Genomic DNA, 25,709 nt, shown 5'->3' with positions numbered 1-25,709 from the left:
TTCGATTTCCCAATAATTAGACTGCCACATAGCCTTTGACTCCCAATTCCGCCTTAACCTCGGTGTAGTACTTGTCGTTGATACGATACTTGAACATCAAAACCCCCATTACGGTATGGAAGAAGCCTGGGATCAGCGTCATCATCAGGACGATGCCGTGCAGCGTGTAGGCGCTCTGCTCGACGTTGGGCACATACGCGAAAAGCGTCAGCAGCTTGCCGACCAGGATGCCGGCGATGCCCATGCCCGCCTTCTGGCAGACCGAAATGCCGCCGAAGGCGAAGCCCGATACGCGCTTGCCCGTCTTGACCATGCCGTAGTCGATGGTCTCGGCGATGGCCGACCAGAACACCGGCGCATGCAGGTCCACCACGAACGACAGCAGGAAGTACAGCACAAACGCCAGCACGGTGTCGCCCGGCCCGACGAAGAAGTACATCGCGGCGCTGATCAGGCCCACGCCGATCTGGGTCCAGCGGAACAGGTTGACCTTGCAATAGACCTTGGTGATCCAGGTCGAGGCGATCATCGACACGATGGCGGCCACCACGCCGGTGGACAGGAAGGCCGAGATGGTCGGGCCGTCCGCGCCGAGATAGTATTTTGCGTAGTAGATCGCCACCGAGCCGCGCACCACATAGCCGATGGTGCCGGTCACGCAGACGCCGCACAGGATCAGCCACTGGTCGTTCTTCACCAGCACCTTGACCTGCTCCCACAGCGACTGGCGCTGCACCACGTGTTGCACGCGCTCCCGGGTGGTGAAAAAGCAGAACAGGAACAGCAGCACGCCCATGCCGGCCATCACGGCCATGGCGAACTGGTAGCCGGCGGCCGCGTTGCCGGCGCCCCAGCGCTCCGACAGCAGCGGCACGATCACCGTCACCATGAAGGCGCCGATCTTGGCGAAGAACAGGCGGTAGCCGTTGGCGGACAAGGTCTCCTGCGGGTCCTTGGACAGCGCGCTGGGCAGCGAGATATACGGAATGCCGACGCCCGCCGTCATGATGGTCATGATGATGTAGGTCGAATAGGCCCAAACCAGCTTGGCGCTGTAGCCCCAGTCCGGCGTCGTGAAGACGAAGAACACGCTGAGGCCATACGGCACGGCCAGCAGCAGCAGCCACGGACGGTAACGCCCCCAGCGGCTGGTGACGCGGTCGGTGATCTGGCCCATCGTCAGGTCGGCCATCGCGCCGACAAACTTCACCACGCCGAACATCATCGCCAGGTCCATCGTCTTCAGGCCGTAGATATCGGTATAGAAGAAGGTAATGATCAACATCATCGATGAAATCACCACGTTCAGCGCCATGTCGCCGGCGCCAAAGCCTATTTTTTCCACCAACGATAATTTTTGATTCGACATCGGATACTCCACCAGGTTGTCGTTCCCGGCTGCGCGGGGACGACGTCAACACAACAAGACAGAAACGCTCTTAGATCTTCCAGTTCAGGGTCATGCCGACCGAACGGTCATAGCGGCGCGCAGCGCGTGGTTGCAGGGGCTTGTCGGTCCAGTGGTGTGACCGAGGTTGGGGACGCGACGATCCCGGGGGCAGGCTGTTTCATAGGTCTCCAGTATGTATTTATAGTTATGTGGTCCGGCTTAGGGCTAGTTGCGATACGACAGCTAACTTGAAACTCATCTTAGGGTCTGGATAGAAAACAAACCAATCAATTTTTTCGGATTTTCGATATCAAAAAAGATATCAACCACCACGCGGATGCAAAAATGTGGTTTCGCGCCAAGCCGTCGTCCGGCGCCCGGAAAAACAAGGGGCGCCGCCCGGAAAACCGGTGCGGCGCCCCTCTTCTTGACCGACAGGACTTACATCTGCCAGCGGAGGGCAGCCGAGACCGAGCGTCCGATCTGGAGCGTACCGAAATTGGTCAGCTGCGGGGTACCTGCAGTGCCGAAGTGGTAATACTGCTGCTGCATTTCGTTGGTCAAATTGACACCACTGATATCGACCGACATCCTGTCGTTGATTTTATAGGAGATCTGCATGTCCACACTCTTCTCCGGACTACGCCAGATACCAATCGGATTGGCAAACAAGGCGGCTTCGTTTTTGGCCAGGAAGGCGGAGCGCCAGACATAGGACAGGCGCGCGCTGATCGGACCCTTTTCGTAAGCCAGGGTGGCGTTGTAGGAGCTGTGCGACACGCCGAAGAACGGCGTCTCGAGCTGCGAGACGATGACGCCGGCATCATTGGCGTCAGGCACGTTCTGCGACGAGGTGAGCCGCGTATAGCTGCCCTGGATGCCCAGGCCGTCCAGCAGGCTCGGCAGCCCTTTCGGGAAATAGATCAAGCCGAGCTCGCCGCCTTTGATGTCGCCGTTGGAGGCGTTGACCGGCGAGTTGATGACATAGTCATAGCCGTTCGTATGGTCGCCGCCCGAGGTCGAGTTGCGGAACGGGTCGTTCGCCGGATCAACGTGTACCTTGTGACGCAAGCTCACGACCAAGCCGTCGATCTTGCGCTTGAACAGAGTGCCGTAGAGTGCGCTGTCCTTCTGGAAGTACCACTCAGCCGTCAGATCGAGGTTCTTGGAGTGCGTCGGTTTCAGGTCGGGATTGCCGCCGCTGCCCGAGCCATAGCCCACCTTGGAAACGTCGTCGCCGAGTTGCAGGACAGGATTCAGGTCACCGAAGCTCGGGCGGCGCAGGGTTTCGCCATAGTTGAAGCGCACCACGACGTCCTTGGATGGGTCGTAAATCAGGGTCATGCTGGGCAGGAACTTACTGGTCGACTTGCTGGCACCGGACGGCGTGACCGCCTTGGTGGTGGCATCGACCTTATAGAAGTTCATGTCGGTATCGACCTTAACGTAGCGCATGCCGAAATTGCCGCGCAGGCGATGGCCGAACAGCTCGTTCTGGGTATTCCCCATCACGAAGAGGTTCTTGGTCTTTTCATCGACGTCGAAGGTCTTCTGCAGGCTCAGTTTGTCCGTCGTCAGGAAGTTCGCATCGGCCGAGTTATACAGCTTGCGCCAGTCGTCGATATGGTCGCGGATGTAGTAGGCATTGGGTTCCACCCATGAGCGCGGAACGTCCGAGATGGCCGTGCCGAAGTTCGAGTTGGTGGAGGAATACGCCGGCCCCAGCGAGGCCAGGTTGCGGCCCAGGAAGGCCGATTGCGTGCGGTTGGCCTCCGACGCCTTGCGGTCGTCGAGGCGCATGCCGAACTGGACCGTCTGCAGCGGACCCCAGTCGGCATCGTAGACGCCCGCCAGACTGGCCGTCGCGGCGCTACCCTTGTTGCGGTTGGCGGTATCGTAGAACTGCGCAACATTCCACTTGGTCGGGTCGGTCAGATCGGCATTGTTATTGAAACGGAACGCCGTGTTGTTGCCGCCGGCATTGAAGTCGACGTCGATAGACGGTGCAACGCGATCAATCCGGGTGGCTGTGAATTCCGAGTGATAGGTGCTGGTCTGGTACGACAGATCACCTTCCAGCTTCAGCCTGTCGCCCAGGTCCCACTTGCCGTTCAGGGCATAAACATAGGAATCGGTCGCCGACGTGGTGTAGTCGCCGCTGTTGAAACCATAGACGCTACCGACGTTACGGCTCTTGATGATGTTCGTTCCCGGGAACGTCGTAATCGAGCCCGCAGGGTTGCTGCCGAGATCACCCCACCAGTCGACAAAGCTGAACAGCATCTGGTTGAAGGCCTTGTCACGATAACCGTTGTACATCGATTCGAAGGTGTAGACCGAATCACCGTTCGGTTTCCACTGCAAGGCGAGATTGGCGGCAGGACGCTCCCGCTCGCCCTTAAGGTCGCTCTGGAAAACGGCGTCACGGGCCAGGTAATACGGATAAGCCTTGCCGTTGAAATTCAGCGTTGAACCCGCTGCAGTCGGCAAGCCGGTATGGGTGCCAGGCGTCCAGATGTTGTTGTCGAAGATGCGCTGCAAGGGCGTGTAGCCTGCGGGATCTTCGGCGGCATTGGGGCTGGTGAACGGCACCATGGCACCCGGCGTCACGCTTTCATTGCGGTACTTCGTCTTGGCTTCCGACAGATTGACCAGGGCACCGACTTCGCCGATGCCGGTTTCCCAGCGGTTGCTGAACATGGCGCTGAGCTGAGGATTGGCCTTTTTGGCGGGTTCGAGATAGGTTTCACGCGCCGACAGCGAAATTTTCTGGCCCTTGAAATCGAACGGCCGCAGCGACTTCACGTCAACCTGGCCTGCAATGCCGGTTTCCAGCTGGCTGGCGTCGCGCGTCTTGTAGACGTCAATCTGGCGAACCAGGGTCGAGGGAATGTCCTGCAGCGCGACCTGGGTGCCGGACGCGGTAAAGATAGTGCGGCCGTTCCAGGTGGTCTGGACGTCGGGCAGGCCACGGATGGACAAGGTGCCGACTTCGCCGCCGGCGCGGTCGGTGACCTGGATCCCCGTCACGCGCTGCAGCGCTTCGACGACATTGTTATCGGGCAGCTTGCCGATGTCTTCGGCAACAATCGATTCCACCACCTGGTCGCTGGTGCGCTTGATTGCCAGGCTCTTGATCAGGGATGCTTTGACGCCCGTGACGACCACGGTCGGGGCGGCGTCAGTCGCGGTGTCATTCGGTGAGGTCTTTTCGGTGGCCGCTTGCGCCCATACCGAGGCGCTGCTGAGCAGGCCGGCTGCGGCCAGTACGGCGACGCCGGTTTTCAGGACAAGGCGATGCTTCGCCTGGGACTCGACAGTCCCGGTCATTTGCTTGTTCATATGTCTCCAGTGTTTTAGTTATGTTTTGCTGCTACGTCGGAATTCATCTTAGGGTCAGGCAAAAAAACAAACCAATCAATTTTTTCGGGTTTTTGATATCAAAAAAAGTATCGTCACGGGTAGTGGAAACGAAAAAAAAGCCCGCACCTGGCGGGCTTCATGCATTTTTTGCATGACCTTACTGGAACGCGACCTCCGTGAAGCTGCGTAACTTTCGACTATGAAGCTTGTCCACGCCAAGGGCGCGCAGCAGCTCCAGCGCGCGGATGCCGATCCGTAAATGTTGGTCGACACGCTCGCGGTAAAACTGGTTAGCCATGCCCGGCAATTTGATCTCGCCATGCATGGGCTTGTCGCTCACGCACAACAAAGTGCCGTATGGCACGCGGAAACGGAAACCGTTGGCGGCGATCGTGGCGCTTTCCATGTCCAGCGCAATCGCCCTGCTCTGGCTGAAACGGCGCTCCGGGGTGCGCTGCGGCAGCAGTTCCCAGTTGCGGTTGTCGGTGCTGGCGACGGTGCCGGTGCGCATCACGCGTTTCAAATCGTGGCCGGTGAGCTGCGTGACCTCGGCCACGGCGGCCTCGATCGCCACCTGCACCTCGGCCAGCGGCGGGATCGGCACCCACAGCGGCAGGTCCTCGTCGAGCACATGGTCCTCGCGCACATAGCCATGCGCCAGCACGTAGTCGCCCAGCTGCTGGGTGTTGCGCAGGCCGGCGCAATGGCCCAGCATCAGCCAGGCGTGCGGACGCAGCACGGCGATATGATCGGTGATGGTCTTGGCATTGGCCGGACCGACCCCAATATTGACCATGGAAATGCCGGTGCCGTCGGCGCGGATCAGGTGGTAGCCCGGCATCTGCGGCAGGCGCGGCAGCGGCGCGCCGTGGGCGTCGCTGGCCTGCACCGCCTGGCCGACGCGGCGCGTGACCAGGTTGCCCGGCTCGATGAAGGCGATGTAGTCGTCGCCGGGCGCGCTGCCCGCCTGCCCCATCAGCTCGTGGCCCAGCTTGACGAATTCGTCGATATAGAATTGGTAGTTGGTGAACAGCACAAACTTCTGGAAGTGCTCGCACGAGGTGCCGGTGTAATGGCGCAGCCGTTGCAGCGAGTAGTCCACGCGCGGCGCCGTGAACAGCGACAGCGGCTGCGCCTCGCCTGGCGGCGGCTCGTGGGTGCCGTTGGCGATGCCGTCGTCCATCGCGGCAAGGTTGGGCAGATCAAAAACGTCGCGCATCAGCAGGCGCCGTTCCGCGCTCATATTGCCTTCGATGTGCTCGTGCTCGGCAAACGAGAAGTGGATGGGGATCGGCTGCGAACTGGTGCCCACTTCGATGCGCAGATGGTGGCTGCCGTGGTTTTTCAGCAGCAGCTTGAACTGTTGCTGGTAGTAGCGTTCGAACAGATCGGGCCGGGTCAGCGTGGTCTCGTAGGTGCCAGGGCCGGCGACGAAACCGAACGCCAGCGTCGAATCGGCGCGGGCCACGGTGTCGGTATGGACCCGCACGAAGGGGTAGCAACCGCGCACGTGCTCGCCGACGTCCTCGCCGGCGACAAAGCGTTTCATGGCGTCGCGCAGGTGGGCGACGTTGGCCTCGTAGATGGCCAAAACCTGTTCATAAGCTGCAATCGGATCGTCAAATTGCATCGGGGCGATAAACGGACGGCTCGGTGACATGCGGCTCCTTGGCGACACAGGGGAAGATCCCTTATTTCTTATTGTAAAGGCTGACAGCGGAACTTGCATTCTTCCTCTATTGGAACGCACATCCGTACCGTACAATGACACCCGCCAACACAGAATAAAGTTTCAACATGAATGACCCAGTAACGCCGCACATCCCTCAATCGCATCCGGACATCCTTTACGGGAAACCGCAAAGCGAGTTGCTGCGCGAGGAAATCCTGGCGGATCTGCTGGAAGCAAGCGCCGCCCGCACCCCCGACCAGACCGCGCTGATCTTCGGCGCCCGCCGCCTCAGCTACCGCGAATTGAACGCCCAGGCCGACCTGGTCGCGGCCCGCCTGATCGACGCCGGCGTGCAGCCGGGCCAGATCGTCGGCCTGTGGCTGCCGCGCGGCATCGAGCTGCTGGTGCTGCAAGCTGGCATCGCCAAGGCCGGCGCGGCCTGGCTGCCGGTCGACGAGGACACCCCGGTCGAGCGTCTGCAAGTGTGCCTGGACGACGCCGACGGCGCCGGCGTGCTGACCTGCGCCGCCTTCGCGCCGCGTCTTGCGGACATCGGCCGTCCCGTGTGGACCGCCGAGGCGCTGCTGGCCGCCCCTGCCGCCGGCGCCACGCTGGTGCGCCGCGGTGCCGTCTCGCCGGACGTGCCGGCCTACGTCATCTACACCTCCGGCTCGACCGGCAAGCCGAAAGGCATCCTGATCACCCAGCGCAGCATCTGCCACTTCCTGCGCAGCGAAAACGCGGTGCTCGGCGTGACCGCGCAGGACAAGGTGTACCAGGGCTTCTCGGTGGCCTTCGACATGTCGTTCGAAGAGATCTGGATCGCCTACCTGGCCGGCGCCACGCTGTGGATAGGCCCCAAGGAAATCAGCGGCGATCCCGAAACGCTGCCGCGCATGCTGGACGAAAACCAGGTCACGGTGCTGCACGCCGTGCCCACCCTGCTGGCGTTGTTCAACCAGGAAGTGCCCAGCCTGCGCCTGATCAACCTGGGCGGCGAGATGTGCCCGGAATCGCTGGTGGAGCGCTGGTCGCGCCCCGGCCGGCAGATGTTCAACACCTACGGCCCGACCGAGGCGACAGTGTCGGCCAGCCTGGCGCGTTTGCAGCCCGGCCATCCGGTCACCATCGGCACGCCGCTGCCCAACTACGGCCTGCTGGTGATCGACACCAGCACCGAACCGGCCATCGCCGCCACCGCCGTCGCGCAGGGGCCGGATGCGCCGGCCGGCGTCGACGCCGACAACCCGCTGGCGCAAGCGGCCGTCGCGCCGCACGAACCGGCGCTGCGCCTGCTGCCGCGCGGCGAGATCGGTGAACTGTGCATCACCGGTCCGGGCCTGGCGGCCGGCTACCTGGGCCGCCCGGACCTGACGGCGGAAAAATTCCTGCTCAACCCGTGGTCCAGCGGCCTGCACGACGCCCGCCTGTACCGCACCGGCGACCTGGCCCGCATCGACGCCGACGGCGAGGTGCTGTGCCTGGGCCGCGCCGACGACCAGGTCAAGATACGCGGCTTCCGCGTGGAGCTGGGCGAGATCGAGGCCGTGCTGGCGCAGCAGGAAGGCGTGGGCACCGTGGCCGTCCTGCTGCGCAAGGACGATGGCATCGACCAGCTGGTGGCCTACATCGTGCCGGAAGCCGCCGCTGGAACTGCGCTTGATGTCAAAGCGCTGCGCGCCAGCCTGGCCGCCAAGCTGCCGCCGTACATGGTCCCCGGCCGCTACGAAATGCAGGAAGCCATGCCGCGCCTGACCTCCGGCAAGATCGACCGCAAGGCGCTCAAGGCCATGCCGCTGAGCGCACCACCGGCCGGCAGCAACGAAGAATCCGACCTGCCCGAGACCCCGGCCGAGGAAGCGCTGTTCGCCGCGCTGGCCACCCTGTTCCCAGGCCAGCCGGTGCTGCGCCAGGCCGACTTCTTCACCGACCTCGGTGGCCACTCCTTCTTTGCGGCGCGCCTGGCCTCGGCCCTGCGCGCCGATCCGCGCTTCGCCCACATCACCGTGCGCGACATCTACCAGCAGCGCCAGGTCGGCAAGATCGCGCTGGTGCTGGCCGATGCGCCCAAGGCCGCCGAAGCGGAAGCCGACTGGACGCCGCCCTCCACGCTCAAGCGCTGGACCTGCGGCATGGCGCAAGTGGCCGCGATGCCGGCGCTGGTGGCGCTGCGCATGGCGCAGTGGCTGGCGCCGTTCTTCACCTACCACTTCTTCACCGGCGATCCCGGCGACTCGGTGGCGCGCGCGATCACCGCCTCGGTCGGCGTGTTCCTGCTGGCGACCATCGGCGAATTCGCCATCGCCATCGCCGGCAAGTGGCTGATCGCCGGCCGCCTGAAAGCCGGCGACTATCCGCTGTGGGGCATCACCTACTACCGCTGGTGGCTGGCCGACCGGCTGGTGGAGGCGGCGCCGGCCTATCTGCTGAGCGGCTCCTCGCTCAGCGCCTGGTGGCTGCGCGCGCTGGGCGCCAAGGTGGGCAAGGACGTCATCATCGGCTCGATGACCCTGCGCTCGCCCGACCTGCTCGCCATCGGCGACAACGTCAGCATCGGCAACGCCGTCAATTTCGAGAACGCCCGCGTGCAGCGCGGCCGCCTGCTGCTCGGCCAGATCACGCTGGAAAACGACAGCTGCGTCAGTTCCTTCGCCGTCCTGGAGGGCAATACGCATATCGAAGCGCTGGGCCACCTGGAAGGCCAGTCGGCGCTGGGCGACGGCATGCGCGTGCCGGCCGGCCGCGTCTGGGCCGGTTCGCCGGCGCGCGACACCGGTGCCTTCGACACCCAGCGCCTGCCGCCGCGTCCCCAGGTCAGCGCCGCGCGCCGCATGGCCGAAGCCGCGTTCTTCGTCTTCGGCATCCTGCTGATCGTCACGCTGTTCTTCATGCCGGTGTTCCCCAGCTTTGTGCTGATCGACTGGTTCGACGAGCAGGGCTGGCTGCCGTGGATACAGGGCGACGACGTGCGCATCCAGCTGCTGCGCTACTTCCTGCTGGCCTTCCCCGCCAGCACGGTGCTGATCGTGCTGACGGCGCTGCTGTCGGCCGGCATCCGCTGGAGCGTGCTGCCACGCCTGCAGCCGGGCCGCTCGGCCATCCACAGCAATACCTACTGTGCCAAGTGGCTGGTGAGCCAGATCCAGGAATCGAGCCTCAACGTCCTGCACGGCATTTACGCCACCGTGTTCGCGCCCTACTGGTATCGCCTGCTGGGCGCCAAGGTCGGCAAGGACGCCGAGATCTCCACCGCGCTGGGCGTGGTGCCGGACATGCTGACCCTGGGCGACGAGACCTTCATCGCCGATGCCGTCATGCTGGGCGACGAGGAGATCGACGGCGGCTGGATGGTCATGAAGCCGACCGTGGTGTCGAACCGCAGCTTCGTCGGCAACGGCGCCTACATCCCGGACGGCACCATCCTGCCGGAGAATGTGCTGATCGGCGTGCACTCGTGCGCGCCGGCCAACGAGCAGATAAAGAACGGCGACACCTGGCTCGGCTCCCCGCCGATCAACCTGCCCGCGCGCGAGCAGACCAGCGGCTATCCGGAAAACCTGACCTTCCATCCGTCGCCGATGCGCCGCCTGGGCCGCGGCCTGATCGAAGCCTTCCGCATCGTCGCGCCGCACGCGCTGGTGATCGCGGTCGGCTACACGCTGGTGCTGGCGGTGATGCCGGCCGCCGGCGCCGGCCGCTGGGCCGAGGTGACCTGGGACCTGACGCTGGCTGGCCTGGGCTATGGCGTCGGCAATTACATCTTCGTGGTGCTGTTGAAATGGCTGCTGATCGGCCGCTATCGCAAACAGTCGGAGCCGATGTGGACGCCGTTCGTGTGGCTGTCCGAAGGCGTGACCAATCTGTACGAAGGCATCGCCGTGCCGAACTTCATGCGCTACCTGCGCGGCACGCCGTGGCTGCCGCTGGCGTTCAACATGCTGGGCTCCCGCATCGGCAAGGGCGTCTACCTGGACACCACCGACATCACGGAATTCGACTGCGTCCACATCGGCGACCACAGCGAGCTCAATGCGCTGACCTGCCCGCAGACCCACTTGTTCGAGGACCGCGTGATGAAGATCGACCGCGTCACCATCGGCCGGAACGTCTACATGGGACCGCGTAGTTCGGTGCTGTACAGCGCCGTGGTCGGCGACAACGCCCGCCTCGGCGCGCTGACGCTGGTGATGAAGGGCGAACAGATTCCCGCCAACGGTTACTGGGCCGGCTGTCCGGCCGCACCCGCAAGATGACGGCGCTGATCATCCACCCCTGGCCCGGCCCTGTGCCGGCGCCGCAGGACGGCCTGTTCGTGATTGGCGTCGCGACCAGCGTGGACCGGCTGGTCGCCCGCACGCAAATCCGCTCGGCGACGTGCGCCGCGCTGGCCGCGGTGCTGGGCATCGACGCCGGTGCTATCCTCATCGACAGCACGCCCGGCCAGGCGCCGCGCATCACGCTGGCCGGCGACGAACGCGCCATCGGCTGCTCATTCACCCACGAAGACGGTTATTCGCTGGCCGCCATCAACCTGCATGGCGCGGTCGGCGTCGATTTGATGCGTGCGCAGGAGGTCCACGACTGGCAGGCCGTGGCGCGCGACTATCTCGGACCTGAAGTCTGCGCCACGCTGGCGGCCACACCCACCGCCGAATGCACGCTCGCATTCACCTTCGCCTGGACCCGGCACGAGGCCGCGCTCAAATGCCTGGGCATGCAACTGGTCGAATGGTCGGAGGATGTGGCCACGCTGCAGACCAACACGCTATCCACCCTGCTGCCAGATAATCTGGTAGTCTCGTTGGCTTTCCAATCCGTGGACCCAAGCAAATGAAAATCGCAATGGCCGGCCTGCTGCTGGCGTTATCCGGGATAGCCCATGCCGCCGGCTGCGGCCCCGACAAGCTGGGCACCGCCCGCACCCTCACGCTCAAACGCGAGGGTGCGCTATACGGCGCCATGCAGCACGCGCCGCTGCCCCTGCAAAAAAACGAAATCGTACTGACCTTCGACGACGGCCCGGTGCCGGCAACCACGCCGATGGTCCTCAAGGCGCTGGCGGACCAATGCGCGCGAGCCACCTTCTTCATGGTCGGCACCAATATCGAGAAATCGCCTGAACTGGCGCGGCGTGTGGTGGCGGAAGGCCATTCGGCCGGAGTGCACGGCCAGACGCACACGAACCTGTCCACGCTGAGCGAGGCGGAGCAGCTGGCCGATCTCCATCAAGTGCAGGCGGCCTACCAGGCAGCCTTCGGCAAGCCCACGGCGGCCTATCGCTTCCCCTACCTGGGAGAGACGCCAACCATGCTGGCGGCGCTCAAGGAAGCCGGCATCACCGTGATGTCGATAGACCTCGGCATCAACGACTGGCTGCCGGAAGACACCACCGAGATCCTGGTCCAGCGCCTGGTCAAAAACCTGGGCGAAAGCGGCGGCGGCATCCTCCTCATGCACGACGCGAACCTGCCGACCGCGAAGGCGCTGCCGGAACTGCTCAAGCTACTCAAGCAGCGCGGCTACAGCATCGTGCATCTGGAGTGGAATTAAGCGGCAGCGTCGAGGAAGAAGATGGCGGTCATCCTGGCCGGCGTCTTCTCGGTGGGCTTGTCGATCTGGACCTGGGCACAGTCTTCGGCCACCAGGCTGCGCCAGTTGCCGATACCGGCGGCGGAAAACAGCGTATGCGCCTTGGAGCTCATGCTCATGTCGATCGCCAGGCGCGCATTGCGCTCGCCGGTCTTGGCGTAGTTCACGCCGCGCAGCTCGATACCGAAGGCCGCCAACCATGGCTCCCACAGGCCCGACTCCACGCCGCGCACGATGCGGTTCAACATCTCTTCCAGCGTCAGGCCCTTTTTCACGACCGCGCGCAGCAGCGCCAGCGACGGCGCATGGCGCGCATCGGTACTCTGCTTGCCGGCGCCGCTCTCGCCGATCGCCTTGGTTTCCTTGGAAAACGCCGCGTCGCGCTCGGTGTAGTCGCGCATGCGCGAGTAGAAATCGGCGTTCAGGAAAGGATTCGCTACCCGGCCCGCAGGCGCTTGTTGTTTTTGGTTCGTCATGATCAGGCCTTAATGTGTAAGGCCGTAGTTTAACCGACCCGGAACGCTTCGACGACTATCCTGGTCGCATCGGCGAGGATCTCGCTGCGCGCCTTGTCGTCCTTGCCGGGCTGGGTGAGGTAGACCACCAGCACCACCGGCGCCCGGCCCGGCTGCCAGATGACGCCGATAACGTTGGTGCTGCCATAGTCGCCGGTGCCGGTTTTATCGGCCACCAGCCAGCCGGACGGCACACCGGCGCGGATGCGGGTGTCGCCGGTGGTGTTCCCCAACATCCAGTCCTTGAGCTGCTTGCGCTGCGCCGCGCCCAGGCCGTCGCCCAGCACCAGCTTGTGCAACGACTCCGCCATGGCCGCCGGCGTCGTGGTGTCGCGCGGATCGCCGGGCAGCGCGGAGTTGAGCTCCGTCTCGATACGGTCCAAGCGGAACTCCATGTCGCCTATCGAGCGCGCGAACGCTGTCACCGCCGCCGGTCCGCCGATCTGCTTCATCAGCAGGTTGGCCGCTGTGTTGTCGCTGTACTGGATGGCCGCCTCGCACAGCGCCGCCACCGTCATGCCTTTGCCGACGTGTTTTCCGGTGATCGGCGAGTACGTCACGAGATCGCTTTTCGCATACCGCACGTGCTTCTTCAGCAGCGACGGCTCCCTGGCCAGCACGGCGGCGGACAGCATCATCTTGAACGTGCTGCAAAACGGGAAGCGCTCATCGGCGCGATGCAGCAGCCTGCGGCCGTCGGCCGTGTTCCACGCCGCCACGCCCAGCCGTCCACCCGATTCGGTCTCCAGCCTGGCCAGCAGCGCCGCCGCTGAAGGCGGCGTGGCGCCCGGCGCGCCATCGAGCAAATCCGCAGCGCGGGCGAAGGGAGCGGCGGCAAGCGCCAGCATCAGGACACGGCGTGTGGCGAAAACGGTCATGGTACACAGGTGTAAGGTTAGTAATGTTTTGCATATTACCAGCCGTTCCTTAAACCCGGATTCAATTGAACGCACCCCATTTGGCGCCGGATGTAGACTCTTCACATGGCCCCTCAAGTCCTCATCGTCGGCGCCGGTCCCACCGGCCTGGTACTCGCCGTTCGGCTGGCGCGGCATGGTGTTGCCGTGCGCATCATCGACAAAAACAGCGGTCCTGGCCAGGCCTCGCGCGCGATGGCGGTGCATGCCCGCACGCTGGAATTCTATCGGCAGCTGGGCTTTGCCGACGTCGTCGTCAACCTCGGCATCAGGATCGAAGCCATCCACTTGCGCGAAGGCGGCGAGGATGTCGTCGAACTGCCGCTCAAGGACATCGGCGCCGGCCTCAGTCCCTATCCCTTCGTGCTGGCCTTTCCGCAGGACGACCACGAGCGCTTCCTGGTCGAGCAGCTGAAGGCCCTGGGCGTGGAGGTCGAATGGAACACCGAACTCGAATCGTTCACGCAGGACGAATGGGGCGTGCGCACCGTATTGGAACGTGGCGGCGACCGCATCGCCTGCAGCAGCGCCTACCTGTGCGGCTGCGACGGCGCCCGCAGCCGCGTGCGCGATACGCTGAAGCTCGATTTCTCCGGCGGCACCTACGATCATCTGTACTACGTGGCCGACGTCAAGACCTCCGGGCCGGAGAACCGCGACCTGGTCGGCCACATCGGCGCCAACACCTTTGCGCTGATGCTGCCGGTGCGCTCGCGCGGCATGCAGCGGTTGATCGGCATCCTGCCGCCGCAGGCGGAAGCCCTGCCCGAGCCGGGCTTCGAAGACATCCGCCCGGTGCTGGAGCCGCTGCTCGGCATCCAGGTGGAACAGGTCAACTGGTTCTCCACCTATCGCGTGCACCACCGCGTGGCGACGCAATTCCACACCGGCCGCTGCTTCCTGGCAGGCGACGCGGCCCACATCCACAGCCCGGCCGGCGGCCAGGGCATGAACACCGGCATAGGCGACGCCGTCAACCTGTCGTGGAAACTGGCCCACGTGCTGCAAGCCCGCGCCGACCCCGCCCTGCTCGACACCTACCAGGCCGAACGCATCGTCTTCGCACGCAAGCTGGTGGCCACCACCGACCGCGCCTTCCAACTGATCGTCGCGCAGGGCGCCAGCGGCCAATTGCTGCGCAACTGGCTGGTGCCGCATGTGTTCCCAGTGCTGGCCGGCTTTGCGGCGGCGCGCCGCACGCTGTTCAAGACCTTGTCGCAGGTGCAGATCCACTATCCCGACAGCCATCTGAGCGGCGGCCGCGCCGGCGACGTCATCGGCGGCGACCGCCTGCCCTGGGTCCCACTGACCGACGGCGCGGACAATTTCAGCGCGCTGCAAACGCTGGACTGGCAACTGCATATCTACGGCCAGCCATCGGCCTTGCTGGGCGCCGCCGCGCACGAAGTATCGCTGCCGCTGCAGGTCTATCCATGGAGCGACGCCGCTGCGGAAGCCGGCCTGCTGCGCGACGCCGCCTACCTGATCCGTCCCGACATGCACGTGGCGCTGGCCCTGCCGCGCCAGGAGCTCGACTCCCTGCGCGCCCTGGTGGAACGCTATCGCCTGCGCTTCGCCCCTGCAGTAGCGACGGTCGCAGGGAGCCCGGTATAATTGTTTTTCCGTCACCATTGATACCAGCGCACATGACAGAGAAGACATTGAACGCCAAGGTGGATGCCTACGTCGGCAAGCCGGGCAAATGGCAGGACGCCTACCTCAAGCTGCGCGCCATCGCGCTCGGCTGCGAGCTGAACGAGGAGTTCAAATGGGGCCATCCCTGCTACACCCTCGACGGACAGAACATCGTGCTAATGCACGGCTTCAAGGAGTACTGTGCGCTGCTGTTTTTCAAAGGCGCCTTGATGCAGGATCCCAAGGGCATCCTGATCCAGCAAACGGAGAACGTGCAGGCCGGACGCCAGATCCGCTTCACCAGCGCCGAAGAAATCGCCAGGATGGCAGCGACCTTGAAGTCCTACATCCGCGAGGCCATCAAGGTGGAGCAGTCGGGCCAGCAGGTGGAATTCAAGAAGACGGCGGAATTCGCGATGCCGGAAGAATTCCTGAACAAGCTGGAGGAATCGCCCGCCCTGCAGGAAGCGTTCAACGCCCTGACGCCAGGCAGGCAACGCGGCTACCTGCTGCACTTCTCGTCAGCCAAGCAGGCCAAGACCCGCGAGTCGCGCGTGGAAAAATGCATCCCGCATATCCTCAAGGGCAAAGGGCTGGACGACTAGGACCTGTCGACCTCATCGAACCGCCAGTGCATAGCCGACGTTCTCCTTGGGGATGTTGTAGACGCCGAAGTCGCAGCTGAACACGCTCCATGCATCGCCGGGGCTGGCGGCGTTGGTGGTGGAAGTCCAATAATACTGAAACTGCGCAAATTTGGAAAAACTGGCGGGCTGCGAAGCGATGCCCGCCTGAGCGCTGTTGAACGACTCATTGAAATAGTCCGCCATATTGGCTTGCCCGCGATCCGCCAGGCTTTGCATTTCTTTCCGGTTCGGCATACGCCAGGCGCCCGCGACGGAACCGTCCGTCAGGCCGCACTGGCCGCTGGCGAGCATGCTGATGGCACCCAGCGCCGCCGTCCAGTTCTGCTGGATGCAATCGGCCTTCTTCAGCCAGATCAGGCCGGTGGCCGTGTCGGTGACCGTGCCGTTGCCATTGTCGCGCATCCGTGGCGCCGGCAGCGGTGCGCCTTTTTCCTGCGAGCCGTCGTCGCCGCTGGCGTAGAAAACATAGAAGCCCGTCGCCTGCAACTTGGCCGCGCCGGTGCTCGTGCCTTTGACCGCCCACACCGCATTCGTCGAGGTGGCCTTGATGTTGAGGTTGGAAGCAGAATTGTCGTTGATGTAGCGCCCATCCTGCATGCGGATCGCCCACGCGTTCGGCGAGCCGCCCTGTCCGCCATAGTAGCTGGTCGAGGTCCAGTAGATTCCGGACGAGACGGCGGTGAACGGGTGGCCGGCGGTGAGCGCGGGATTGCTGGCGGAGACGTCGACCAGGCTTTCGAGCTCCACCAGGTTGGGCAGGCGCCAGTCGCCGGGCCTGGAGCCGTCGGTCAATCCGCAGGCCCCGCTCGCCAACTGGTTGGCCTCGGTCAGCGCGTTCGCCCAGAGCGCCGGACTCAGGCACCCGGCATTTTTCAACCAGACCAGACCGGTCAGGTTGTCGGTGACTGTGCCGTCCTGGTTGTCGGTGTAACGCCTGCCCGGCCAGGCCACGCCTTTTTTCAGCGCGCCATCGTCGCCGGCGACGTAGCTGCCTGACTGTCCGGTCGAGGCGATGGTCGCCAGTGGATTGCTGCCGTCGTAGGCATTGAAGTTGGCGCCGGTGATGGAGTTATTAACTGCCGAAATCAAATTGACAACGTTGAACATGATGGGGGAACCGCCATCGGGATTTGAAAACGCCCCGTTGTATTCGGACCGCGTAACGGCGGCGCCGGTATTGACGTACCAATTCTTTGGCGACGGGTCCCACAGATAAGCGGAACGGTCGCCCGACACATTCGTCGCCATGAAAGGATTGAACGCGTAGCCAGCCTTGGAGGCAAAGAACTGGTAATTTTGCTTGCACGACAAGGTGCAGGAAGTCTGCAGGCCGCTTACGCTGTAATTCCCATTGGCGTCGGTGGTGGTGGTCGCGAAGACACGGTTGTTATTGGTGGAATAGACCGTCACGGTGGCGCCGGCCATCGGCGCGCCCTTGAACATAACCGTGCCGGAGGCGGTATTCGACGGCACAGGGACAAAGGGTTGGGTATTGCCATTGCCGCCCCCGTAGCCGCCGCCTCCGCCCCCACCGCAAGCGTTGATCAGGCTGACGCCAAGCACACCAAGCAGCAAACGGATGGGCCCCATGGTTTTCTCCCTAGTTTTTTGACAGTCTAGTCCCCTTCCCGGGCTGACGCTACTTAGATGTTAAACTCTCGCCTCTACGCGGGAAATTTTTACTACACACGGATGAAAACCATAGCCATCATCGGCGGCGGCGTCACCGGCGTCACCACTGCTTACGCGCTTGCCAGGCGTGGCTACGCCGTCACGCTGCTGGAGCGCCACCGCTACGCCGCGATGGAGACCTCGTTTGCCAACGGCGGCCAGCTGTCCGCCTCCAACGCCGAAGCATGGAACCACCGCGGCACCATCGTCAAAGGCCTGAAGTGGATGCTGAAGAACGATGCGCCGTTGCTGGTCAATCCGAAGCCGGGCTGGCATAAGCTGTCCTGGTTTGCCGAATTCATCGCCGCCATTCCCCGCTACCGCGACAACACCATCGCCACCACCAGGCTGGCCGTGGCCGCGCGCGAACACCTGTTCAGCTGGGCCGCGCAGGAAGGCATAGACTTCAACCACAAGCGCGCGGGCATCCTGCACATCCACCGCGACCGGGCCGACTTCGAACACGCAGCCGAGGTATCGAAACTGCTGGCGCAAGGCGGCCTGCCGCGCCGCGCCGTCACGCCCGAGGAAATGCGCGCCCTCGAGCCAACGCTGACGGGCCAGTTCTACGGCGGCCACTACACCGAAAGCGACAGCTCCGGCGACATTCACAAATTCACCACCGGCCTGGCGCAGGCGGCGCAGCGCCTGGGCGCGGACCTGCGCTTCGACCAGCAGGTGAGCCAGGTCCGCGCCGACGCCAGCGGCGCCTTCATCACCACCACGCACGGCGGCGCCGCCGATACCCGGCGCTACGATGCGGTAGTGGTCTGCGCCGGCACCGCCAGCCGCGAGCTGGCGGCCATGCTGGGCGACCGCGTCAACGTCTACCCGGTCAAGGGTTACTCGGTCACCGTCCACCTGCACGATGCGGCCAGCCAGGCCGCCGCGCCCAACGTCAGCCTGGTGGACGACGCCACCAAGCTGGTGGCCAGCCGCCTGGGCACGGACCGCCTGCGCGTGGCCGGCACGGCGGAATTCAACGGCTACAACCGCGACATCCGCGCCGACCGCATTGCGCCGCTGCTCGACTGGGTGCAACAATGCTTCCCCGCCATCTGCACGCGCGACGTCACGCCCTGGGCCGGCCTGCGTCCGATGATGCCGGACCTGATGCCGCGCGTGGGCCGCGGCAAGGCGCCAACCGTGTTCTACAACACCGGCCACGGCCACCTGGGCTGGACCTTGTCGGCCGCCACCGCCGACATCATCGCCGGTACGGTGATGGCCGCAGTGGGCGCGCCAACGGCATCCGTTAATCAGCGTACCGCGCAAGGCTTGAAAATGGCGTAAACTGCCACCATATTCAGCCTGTCCCTACAAGGAGATCTGACATGACGGCAAAATCTTTCGCACGTATGACCCTGCTGGCCAGCGCCCTGGCGCTGGCGGTGCCGGCGTTTGCGGCTGAACCCACGATACATGATGTTTACGTAGCCGCAGAAGCAGGCAAGTACAGCGACGCCCAGGCGCTGATGGACCAAGTCCTGAAAGCCCGCCCGAACAGCGCCACCGCGCACTTCGTGGAGGCCGAGCTGCTGGCCAAGCAAGGCCAGTTCGCCGCCGCACAGGGCGAGCTGTCCACGGCCGAACGGCTGTCGCCCGGCCTGCCGAAGGTGAATCCAAACGCGCTGGCCAAGCTGCGCACGCTGCTGGCCGACGGCCAGCGGCCTAAAGCCAACTATTCGCAGCAGCAGCCGGCCCGCAGCAATGGCGCTTACAGCAATGGCAATTACGGCGCACCGCAGAGCAGCGGCATCCCCTGGGGCACCATCCTGATCCTCGGCGGCGGCCTGCTGGGCTTTATCTGGCTGGCGACGCGCTTCATGTCGCGCCGTAACGCGCAGACCGACAGCTACAACAATCCGGCCGGCTTCAACCCCGGCGGCGCTCCGGCGCCCGGCTATGCACCAGGCGGCGCTTATCCGCAGCAGGGCTATCCGCAGCCAGGTTACGGCCAGCCGCAAGGTAGCGGCATGGGTTCGCGCATCATGGGCGGCCTGGCGACCGGCGCCGCGGTGGGCGCGGGCATCGTCGCGGGCGAGGCGCTGGCGCGCCAGTTCACCGGCGGCAACCACGATTCCGGCAACCACGACCAGCCGCGCAACGATATCGTCTATGACGACCCGTCACGCGACGAACTGCTGCGCCGCGACGACATGGGCGGCAACGACTTCGGCGTCAGCGGCGGCTGGGACAATTCCGGCGGCGGTGGTGGCGGTGGCGACAGCGGCGGCGGTGGTGGCGGCGGCGACTGGGACTAATCTCACCTCACGGGGCGCGGCGCTCACCCGCCCCGGCTGCCTCCATCGCAAGATCCCAATACGGCGGATCGCCGAAATACTCCTTCAAATGACGTATCAGCAGCTGGGCCTTGGCCTGGTTGGAACGCCCCGGCATGAGCACCGCATGGACGGCGGACTCCTGAGGGTCGTGCCGGCCTGGCGCCGCGCCGCGCTGCACCGGCGCCATCGGGAACACTGGCACCAGCTGGCCGGCGACGATGGCGTCGCTCACCAGCCAGTTCGCCAGATGCACCAGCCCGGCGCCGCCGATGGCCGCGTGCAGCAGCGAATCGGTGTCGTCGCAGCGCAGCTTGCCCCTGACGGCCAGGGGCTGGTTCTGGTTCACACCGTCGAAACGCCACCAGCCGCGCGGCGCCGCGCGCCCGGTCACGGTCAGGCATTGGTGGTTGAGCAGGTCGAGCGGGCTTTGCGGCCAGCCATGACGCTCCAGATAGGCCGGGCTGGCGCTGACCACGCGGTGCTGGACCGCCAGCCGCGTCGCCACCAGGTCGCTATTGGGCAGCACGCCGGCGCGCACGGCCACGTCGACCCGGCGCGCGGACAGGTCGACGATATCGTCGCTGACGTGCAGCTCCACCTCCAGCAGCGGACAGTGCCGCAAGAACTCGGCGATGGCCGGTGCCACGTGCAGCCGGCCGAAGGCGGCCGGCGCCGTCACCGTCAGCAGGCCGCGCGGTTCGGTGTCCAGCTCCTGCACGGCGGCCTTGGCTTCCTCCAGCTCGGCCAGGATGTTGCGTGCGCGCGGCAGGAAGCGTTCGCCGGCATCGGTCAATAACATCTGGCGCGAGCTGCGCAACAGCAGGCGCGCGCCCACATCCTCCTCCAGCGCGTCGAGCTTGCGCGACACCGAGGATACCGCCATCTTGAGCTCGGCCGCCGCGCGTGACAGGCTGCCGTACTCCACCACCGCCAACAGACACTTCAGGCAATCTATCATTTCATTCCATTTTTGCATTTAGCGCAAATCTCATTTGCATTATTGAGTATTGTGCCATTATTTGCAAAGATGCATACTATGTTTAGTAAATCCATTGATAAGGAAAACAATATGCAGCTCATCCGTACACTCAGCCCGCTTGCCGCCGCCCTCGCCTTCGCCATCAGCGCCCCTGCCATGGCCGCCGCGCCGCTGGCCGGCACCAACGCGCCCGGCTTCGCCCGCATCATGCTGGGGGATTTTGAAGTGACCGCGCTCAGCGACGGTACCGTCGACCTGCCGATCGACAAACTGCTGCTGCAGCCGGAGGCCAAGACCGACCAGGAACTGGCCCGCTCCTTCCTGGCCAACCCGATGGAAACCTCGGTCAACAGCTACCTGGTCAACACCGGCGCCAAGCTGGTGCTGATCGATACCGGCGCCGGCAACCTGTTCGGCCCGACGCTGGGCAAGCTGCTGGCCAACCTGAAGGCCTCGGGCTACCAGCCGGAACAGGTTGACGAAGTGCTGATCACCCATATGCACCCGGACCACGTGGGCGGCCTTGCGGCCAACGGCCAGGCGGCCTTCCCCAACGCCACCATCCGCGCGGACAAGCACGATACCGACTTCTGGCTCAGCCAGGCCAATATGGACAAGGCGCCGGCCGACAGCAAGGGATTCTTCCAGGGCGCGATGGCGTCGCTGGCGCCCTACGTCGCCAACCAGCACCTGCAACCATTCAACGGCAGCAGCGACATCACGCCCGGCATCCGCGCGGTAGCCAGCTACGGCCACACGCCGGGCCACATCAGCTACATGGTTGAAAGCAAAGGCAAAAAACTGCTGCTGGTGGGCGACCTGATCCACGCTGGCGCGGTGCAGTTCGACCATCCGGAAGTGACCATCCGCTTCGACACCGATCCGAAGGCCGCCGCCTACGCCCGCAAGCAAGCCTTCACGGAAGCCGCCAAGGACGGCACGCTGATCGGCGCAAGCCACCTGCCCTTCCCCGGCCTGGGCCATCTGCGCAGCAGCGGCAAGGCTTTCCAATGGGTGCCAGCGAATTACACCCAGTTGCGCTAAACTGAGCGCCATGGAAAAGCCTGACATCCCTCGCCCCATCAGCGTGCTGGTGGTTGATGACCACCCCTTGCTGCGCACGGGGCTGGGCGAAGCCATCGCCAGCCAGGACGACATGGTCGTGGCCGGCGAAGCCTGCAACGGCCGCGAAGCCATCGAGCGTTACGAGGCCTTGCGGCCGGACGTGACCATCATGGACATCGTCATGCCGGAGATGTGCGGCGTCACCGCGCTGCAGGCGATACGGCGCGCGCATCCCGGCGCGCGCATCGTCATGCTCACCACCTACAAGGGCGACGTGCAGATCCTGCGCGCCGTGCAGGGCGGCGCCGCGGGTTTTTTGTTGAAGAGTACCTTGCGCAGGGAATTGCTCGACACGATACGCGGCGTGCACCAGGGGCAGCGCCGCATCCCGCCGGAGATCGCCATGGAACTGGCCCAGCACATGGGCCAGGGACCGCTCAGCGCGCGTGAAACGGAAGTACTGAGTCACGCCGCCAACGGCCATTCCAACCGGAGCATCGCCGAGCAGCTGTCGATTTCCGAAGAGACGGTGAAGGCGCACATGAAGAACGTGCTGTCCAAGCTGGCCGCGAACGATCGCACCCATGCGGTGACGATCGCCCTCAAGCGCGGCATCATGTCGATCTAGTCGCTGGCCGCGCTGGCCAGCCACAACAGCAGCACGCATGGCAGCATCAAGCCGCTGAAGCCGATTTGAATGAACGCCAGTGCGCCGCTGATGCAGCCCACCGCAAACGCCAGCACCGGCCAGGCCAGCTTCTTCAGGCGTCCGCGCGCCTCGCTGTCGCCGCGCAGCGTGTCCACCAGGTCGATCACCAGCTGCGTCACGTTGCCGGTCATGACCGTGGTGGCGGCCACCTTCCCCAACAACAGCTTGCCGTAGGCGTTCTGCACCGCCATCGCGCCCGCGCACAGCATGCCGGTCAACAGCGTCAACGGTGCCTGGGGCAAGTCGATGGGCGCGCCCACCCAGGCGCTGACGACGCTGCCCGCCATCAGCAAGGCCTGGAGCAGAAAGCTGTTGCGCAGCTGACGGTCGCCGGCGCGTTCCCAATGCAGTATCAGCAGGCGCGCCAGCGCCACGAACAGCACAAACACCGGAAACACCAGCAGCTTGAGCAGGACGTCTGGCGACGGCCGCGACAACGCCCGGCCGATCAGCACGAAGTTGCCGGTGACGTGGGCCGTGAACAATCCGAACAGGCCGACAAAGCCCAGCGTATCGACGTAGCCGGCCAGGAAGCCCAGCGCCACGCTTTGTTTAATATCGCCGCGCTCCATCAGGCCTCCTTTTGTATGTCGTGCCACGCCACCAGCAGGAAGGCGCCGGCCAGGCCCAGGTGTTCAAAGAAGCCGTTGGCCGCCATGAAGCGTTCCGGCCCGGTGATTTCCCAGAAGCGGTTGGCGACGAAGGTGGCCATCAGCGTGAACGCCGCCAGGTAGCCCGCGCCCAGCCAGCGGTAGTAGCCGCTCAGGATCATCAGCGAGGCGCCCAATTCGCCGGCGATCACCAGCGCGGCCATCGGGCCGGCCGGCGACAGGCCGAAGTGCTGCATCTCGCCGATGGCCGACGGGAAGTCGAACAGCTTGTTGATGCCGCCTTGCAGATAGGCGGCGCAGATCAGCAGCAGGCAGATCCAGCGCAGCCAGGGGGCGCCCAGCGATGCCAAGCGGGTTTTGAATGAAGTCGCCATCATACCGCCCAGCAGGCGCAGCCCAGCGCGCCCCAAAAGCTCTTCAGATCCGACGTCGGCAGCTTGCTGGCCCACGCGCTGGCGTGCTGGTGGCCGTGGACGTTGCACTGGTTGGCGCAACCGCAGGCGGCCTGCTGCTGGCGCAGCTGCTGCTGTTGGCGCTTGCGCTGCTCCAGTTCCTTCAGGGCGGCGCGGTTGTTGCCGATCTGCTCGCCCCAGCCGGCATAGCCGCCGAAGCGCCGCACCGGCGACCAATCCGGCATGGCCGGCGGCGGCGCCTCGTCATAGCTGGCGAATTCGCCGGCCGCGTAGACGATCTTACCGCCGACGATGGTCAGGCGCGAGGTCATGTCGGCGATCTCGCTTTCGGCGCAGGCGTAGAAGTCCTTGTCCGGCACGATCAGGTCGGCCAGCTGGCCCGCTTCGATGCGGCCCTTCTTGCCCACTTCGTTGGAGAACCAGGTGGTGTTCTCGGTCCACATGCGCAGCGCGGTTTCGCGGTCCAGGCAATTGGCGCGCGGGTACAGCTGCATGCCGCCCACGGTCTTGCCGGTGATGAGCCACGCCAGCGACACCCACGGGTTGTACGAGGCCACGCGGGTGGCGTCGGTGCCGGCCGAGACCTTCACGCCGGCTTCCAGTATCTTCTTCACCGGCGGCGTGGCCTCGGCCGCGCCGTGGCCGTAGCGTTCGACGAAGTATTCGCCCTGGAAGGCCATGCGGTGCTGCACGGCGACGCCGCCGCCCAGCGCGGCGATGCGGTCGATCGACTGATCCGAGATGGTCTCGGCATGGTCGAAGAACCAGTTCAGTCCCGTCAGCGGGATATCCTGGTTGACGCGCTCGAACACGTCCAGCGCGCGGCTGATGGTTTCGTCGTAGGTGGCATGCATGCGCCATGGCCAGCGGTTCTGCGCCAGCACGCGCACCACGCCTTCCAGGTCGTCCTCCATCGTGTCCGGCATGTCCGGGCGCGGCTGGCGGAAGTCCTCAAAGTCGGCCGCCGAGAAGGTCAGCATTTCGCCGGCGCCGTTGTGGCGGAAGTAGTCGTCGCCCTGCTGGTACTTGACGCTCTGGGTCCAGTTGAGGAAGTCTTCCTTTTCCTGCTTGGGCTTTTGCGTGAACAGGTTGTAGGCCAGGCGTATCGTCAGCTGCTTGGCGTCCGACAGTTGCTGGATCACCTGGTAATCCTCTGGATAATTCTGGAAGCCGCCGCCGGCGTCGATGGCACCGGTCACGCCGAGGCGATTGAGCTCGCGCATGTAATGGCGGGTCGAGTTGACCTGGTATTCCAGCGGCAGCTTGGGGCCCTTGGACAGCGTCTGGTACAGGATGGCCGCATTCGGCTTGGCCAGCAGCAGGCCGGTGGGATTGCCGGCGCCGTCGCGCAGGATCTGGCCGCCGTGCGGTTCAGGCGTGTCCTTGGTGTAGCCGACGGCGCGCAAGGCGGCGCCGTTGAGCAGCGCGCGGTCGTACATGTGCAGGATGAACACCGGCGTATCCGGCGCCACCGCGTTCAGCTCCTCGATGGTCGGCAGGCGCTTCTCGGCGAATTGATGCTCGGTGAAGCCGCCCACCACGCGCACCCACTGCGGCGCCGGCGTGATCGCCACCTGCGCCTTCAGCATGCCCATCGCGTCGGCCAGGCTGCGTACGCCGTCCCAGCGCAGCTCCAGGTTGAAATTCAGGCCGCCGCGGATGATGTGGCAATGGTTGTCGATCAGGCCGGGCAGCACGCGCTTGCCTTGCAGGTCGATGACCTTGGTTTGCGGACCGGCCAGCGCCATGATCTCATTGGCGCGGCCCACGTGCGTGAAGCGGCCATCCTTGATGGCCACCGCCTCGGCGTGCGGATTGCTGCGGTCCAGCGTGGTGAACAGGCCGCGGTGCAGGATCAGGTCTGGGTTCATTATGCGTTCCCTTTGGTTTCGTCGTTCTTTTGCGCGGATGGCAGTTGGCCGAAGCAATGCGGCTTGACGTGGTCCTCGATCCACGAAACCTGCTTGGCCGCCGGTTCCCACAACTGGCGCAGCAGCGGCGGCAGCTGTTCGCCGAGCAGGATGCCCAGCAGGCCGACCAGTGCAATCACCGGCGGCGCCGGCGAGCGCACGTTCAGGAAGCCATAGATTAATCCAACCAGCAGGCCAACGGCCAGGGACACGATATACATTTTGGACATGGGAATTCCTCAGATCAGGGGTGAAACTTCATGGCCACAGTGTAGAAGGCCTGAACGCCTTTGCCATCACCGGTAATGACCCTCATTTACTCGTCCTTTTGGGATAGG

General features: G+C 64.5%; 20 protein-coding genes. 9 read left to right on the top strand and 11 right to left on the bottom strand.

From position 1 onward, the window contains the following. Positions 1–16: 16 nt before the first annotated feature. The 3 genes from ACEN9O_RS20355 to ACEN9O_RS20345 all read right to left on the bottom strand — a co-directional run bounded on the left by ACEN9O_RS20355 (position 17) and on the right by ACEN9O_RS20345 (position 6,413). The gene (locus ACEN9O_RS20355; RefSeq protein ID WP_495613632.1) at positions 17–1,369 is read right to left on the bottom strand and encodes an MFS transporter; all 1,353 of its coding nucleotides are present in this window, start codon (positions 1,367–1,369) and stop codon (positions 17–19) included. A 462-nt stretch (positions 1,370–1,831) separates the two neighbouring features. Continuing rightward, positions 1,832–4,732, bottom strand: coding sequence for a TonB-dependent receptor (locus ACEN9O_RS20350; RefSeq protein WP_495613631.1), 2,901 nt, complete (start codon positions 4,730–4,732; stop codon positions 1,832–1,834). Positions 4,733–4,910: 178 nt separating this feature from the next. Next, on the bottom strand, positions 4,911–6,413 hold the full coding sequence (locus ACEN9O_RS20345; RefSeq protein WP_495613630.1) for an AMP nucleosidase: 1,503 nt from the start codon (positions 6,411–6,413) through the stop codon (positions 4,911–4,913). A gap of 137 nt (positions 6,414–6,550) precedes the next feature. Between ACEN9O_RS20345 and ACEN9O_RS20340 the strand changes: the two genes are divergently transcribed. The 3 genes from ACEN9O_RS20340 to ACEN9O_RS20330 are packed head-to-tail and all read left to right on the top strand — an operon-like array spanning position 6,551 to position 11,975. Next, positions 6,551–10,678, top strand: coding sequence for a Pls/PosA family non-ribosomal peptide synthetase (locus ACEN9O_RS20340; RefSeq protein WP_495613629.1), 4,128 nt, complete (start codon positions 6,551–6,553; stop codon positions 10,676–10,678). A gap of 59 nt (positions 10,679–10,737) precedes the next feature. After that, the gene (locus ACEN9O_RS20335; protein WP_495613628.1) at positions 10,738–11,259 is read left to right on the top strand and encodes a 4'-phosphopantetheinyl transferase family protein; all 522 of its coding nucleotides are present in this window, start codon (positions 10,738–10,740) and stop codon (positions 11,257–11,259) included. Beyond that, a complete protein-coding gene (locus ACEN9O_RS20330; RefSeq protein ID WP_495613627.1) occupies positions 11,256–11,975 on the top strand; it encodes a polysaccharide deacetylase family protein in 720 nt (239 codons plus the stop codon). The genes ACEN9O_RS20335 and ACEN9O_RS20330 overlap by 4 nt, the downstream gene beginning before the upstream one ends. On the opposite strand, the gene ACEN9O_RS20325 is transcribed toward ACEN9O_RS20330, so the two are convergent. Both ACEN9O_RS20325 and bla read right to left on the bottom strand, forming a co-directional pair. Beyond that, on the bottom strand, positions 11,972–12,490 hold the full coding sequence (locus tag ACEN9O_RS20325; protein WP_495613626.1) for a hypothetical protein: 519 nt from the start codon (positions 12,488–12,490) through the stop codon (positions 11,972–11,974). The genes ACEN9O_RS20330 and ACEN9O_RS20325 overlap by 4 nt on opposite strands. A 29-nt stretch (positions 12,491–12,519) precedes the next feature. After that, positions 12,520–13,407, bottom strand: coding sequence for a class A beta-lactamase (gene bla, locus ACEN9O_RS20320; RefSeq protein ID WP_495613625.1), 888 nt, complete (start codon positions 13,405–13,407; stop codon positions 12,520–12,522). Positions 13,408–13,512: 105 nt separating this feature from the next. Here bla and ACEN9O_RS20315 point away from each other — a divergent pair, with 105 nt between their 5' ends. Both ACEN9O_RS20315 and ACEN9O_RS20310 read left to right on the top strand, forming a co-directional pair. Then, on the top strand, positions 13,513–15,060 hold the full coding sequence (locus ACEN9O_RS20315) for an FAD-dependent monooxygenase (RefSeq protein WP_495613624.1): 1,548 nt from the start codon (positions 13,513–13,515) through the stop codon (positions 15,058–15,060). A gap of 32 nt (positions 15,061–15,092) precedes the next feature. After that, positions 15,093–15,686: a YdeI/OmpD-associated family protein gene (locus ACEN9O_RS20310; RefSeq protein ID WP_495613623.1), complete on the top strand. Its 594-nt coding sequence runs from the start codon at positions 15,093–15,095 to the stop codon at positions 15,684–15,686. Between the two features lie 12 nt (positions 15,687–15,698). Here ACEN9O_RS20310 and ACEN9O_RS20305 read toward each other — a convergent pair whose 3' ends face one another. Then, positions 15,699–17,318 carry an Lcl domain-containing protein gene (locus ACEN9O_RS20305; RefSeq protein ID WP_495613622.1) on the bottom strand — a complete coding sequence of 540 codons (1,620 nt, stop codon included), beginning with the start codon at positions 17,316–17,318 and terminating at the stop codon, positions 15,699–15,701. Positions 17,319–17,420: 102 nt separating this feature from the next. Between ACEN9O_RS20305 and ACEN9O_RS20300 the strand changes: the two genes are divergently transcribed. Together ACEN9O_RS20300 and ACEN9O_RS20295 are read left to right on the top strand one after the other, a co-directional pair. After that, positions 17,421–18,692, top strand: a complete 1,272-nt coding sequence (locus ACEN9O_RS20300) for a D-amino acid dehydrogenase (protein WP_495613621.1) — start codon at positions 17,421–17,423, stop codon at positions 18,690–18,692. Between the two features lie 41 nt (positions 18,693–18,733). Continuing rightward, positions 18,734–19,663, top strand: coding sequence for a tetratricopeptide repeat protein (locus ACEN9O_RS20295; RefSeq protein WP_495613620.1), 930 nt, complete (start codon positions 18,734–18,736; stop codon positions 19,661–19,663). A gap of 7 nt (positions 19,664–19,670) precedes the next feature. Here the strand turns inward: ACEN9O_RS20295 and ACEN9O_RS20290 are convergent, their stop codons facing one another. Continuing rightward, complete coding sequence (locus ACEN9O_RS20290) at positions 19,671–20,660, bottom strand: LysR family transcriptional regulator (protein WP_495613619.1); 990 nt, start codon at positions 20,658–20,660, stop codon at positions 19,671–19,673. A gap of 93 nt (positions 20,661–20,753) precedes the next feature. Here ACEN9O_RS20290 and ACEN9O_RS20285 point away from each other — a divergent pair, with 93 nt between their 5' ends. Together ACEN9O_RS20285 and ACEN9O_RS20280 are read left to right on the top strand one after the other, a co-directional pair. Beyond that, entirely contained in the window at positions 20,754–21,707 is a 954-nt protein-coding gene (locus ACEN9O_RS20285; protein ID WP_495613618.1) for an MBL fold metallo-hydrolase, read from the top strand. 10 nt (positions 21,708–21,717) lie between these two features. Beyond that, on the top strand, positions 21,718–22,356 hold the full coding sequence (locus ACEN9O_RS20280) for a response regulator (RefSeq protein ID WP_495613617.1): 639 nt from the start codon (positions 21,718–21,720) through the stop codon (positions 22,354–22,356). Here the strand turns inward: ACEN9O_RS20280 and ACEN9O_RS20275 are convergent. The 4 genes from ACEN9O_RS20275 to ACEN9O_RS20260 are packed head-to-tail and all read right to left on the bottom strand — an operon-like array spanning position 22,353 to position 25,601. Next, the gene (locus ACEN9O_RS20275; protein WP_495613616.1) at positions 22,353–23,009 is read right to left on the bottom strand and encodes a YoaK family protein; all 657 of its coding nucleotides are present in this window, start codon (positions 23,007–23,009) and stop codon (positions 22,353–22,355) included. The two genes, ACEN9O_RS20280 and ACEN9O_RS20275, sit on opposite strands and share 4 nt — an antisense overlap. Next, positions 23,009–23,425: a DoxX family protein gene (locus ACEN9O_RS20270; protein ID WP_495613615.1), complete on the bottom strand. Its 417-nt coding sequence runs from the start codon at positions 23,423–23,425 to the stop codon at positions 23,009–23,011. Before ACEN9O_RS20270 ends, ACEN9O_RS20275 begins: the two co-directional genes overlap by 1 nt. Then, entirely contained in the window at positions 23,422–25,332 is a 1,911-nt protein-coding gene (locus ACEN9O_RS20265) for an amidohydrolase (RefSeq protein WP_495613614.1), read from the bottom strand. Before ACEN9O_RS20265 ends, ACEN9O_RS20270 begins: the two co-directional genes overlap by 4 nt. Further along, entirely contained in the window at positions 25,332–25,601 is a 270-nt protein-coding gene (locus tag ACEN9O_RS20260) for a DUF1427 family protein (RefSeq protein ID WP_495613613.1), read from the bottom strand. The genes ACEN9O_RS20265 and ACEN9O_RS20260 overlap by 1 nt, the downstream gene beginning before the upstream one ends. Positions 25,602–25,709: the final 108 nt, after the last annotated feature.

It is taken from the genome of Duganella sp. Dugasp78, from assembly GCF_059491455.1.
The sequence above is the reverse complement of the archived record's forward strand: the minus strand, read 5'-3'. Positions and strand labels throughout refer to the sequence as shown.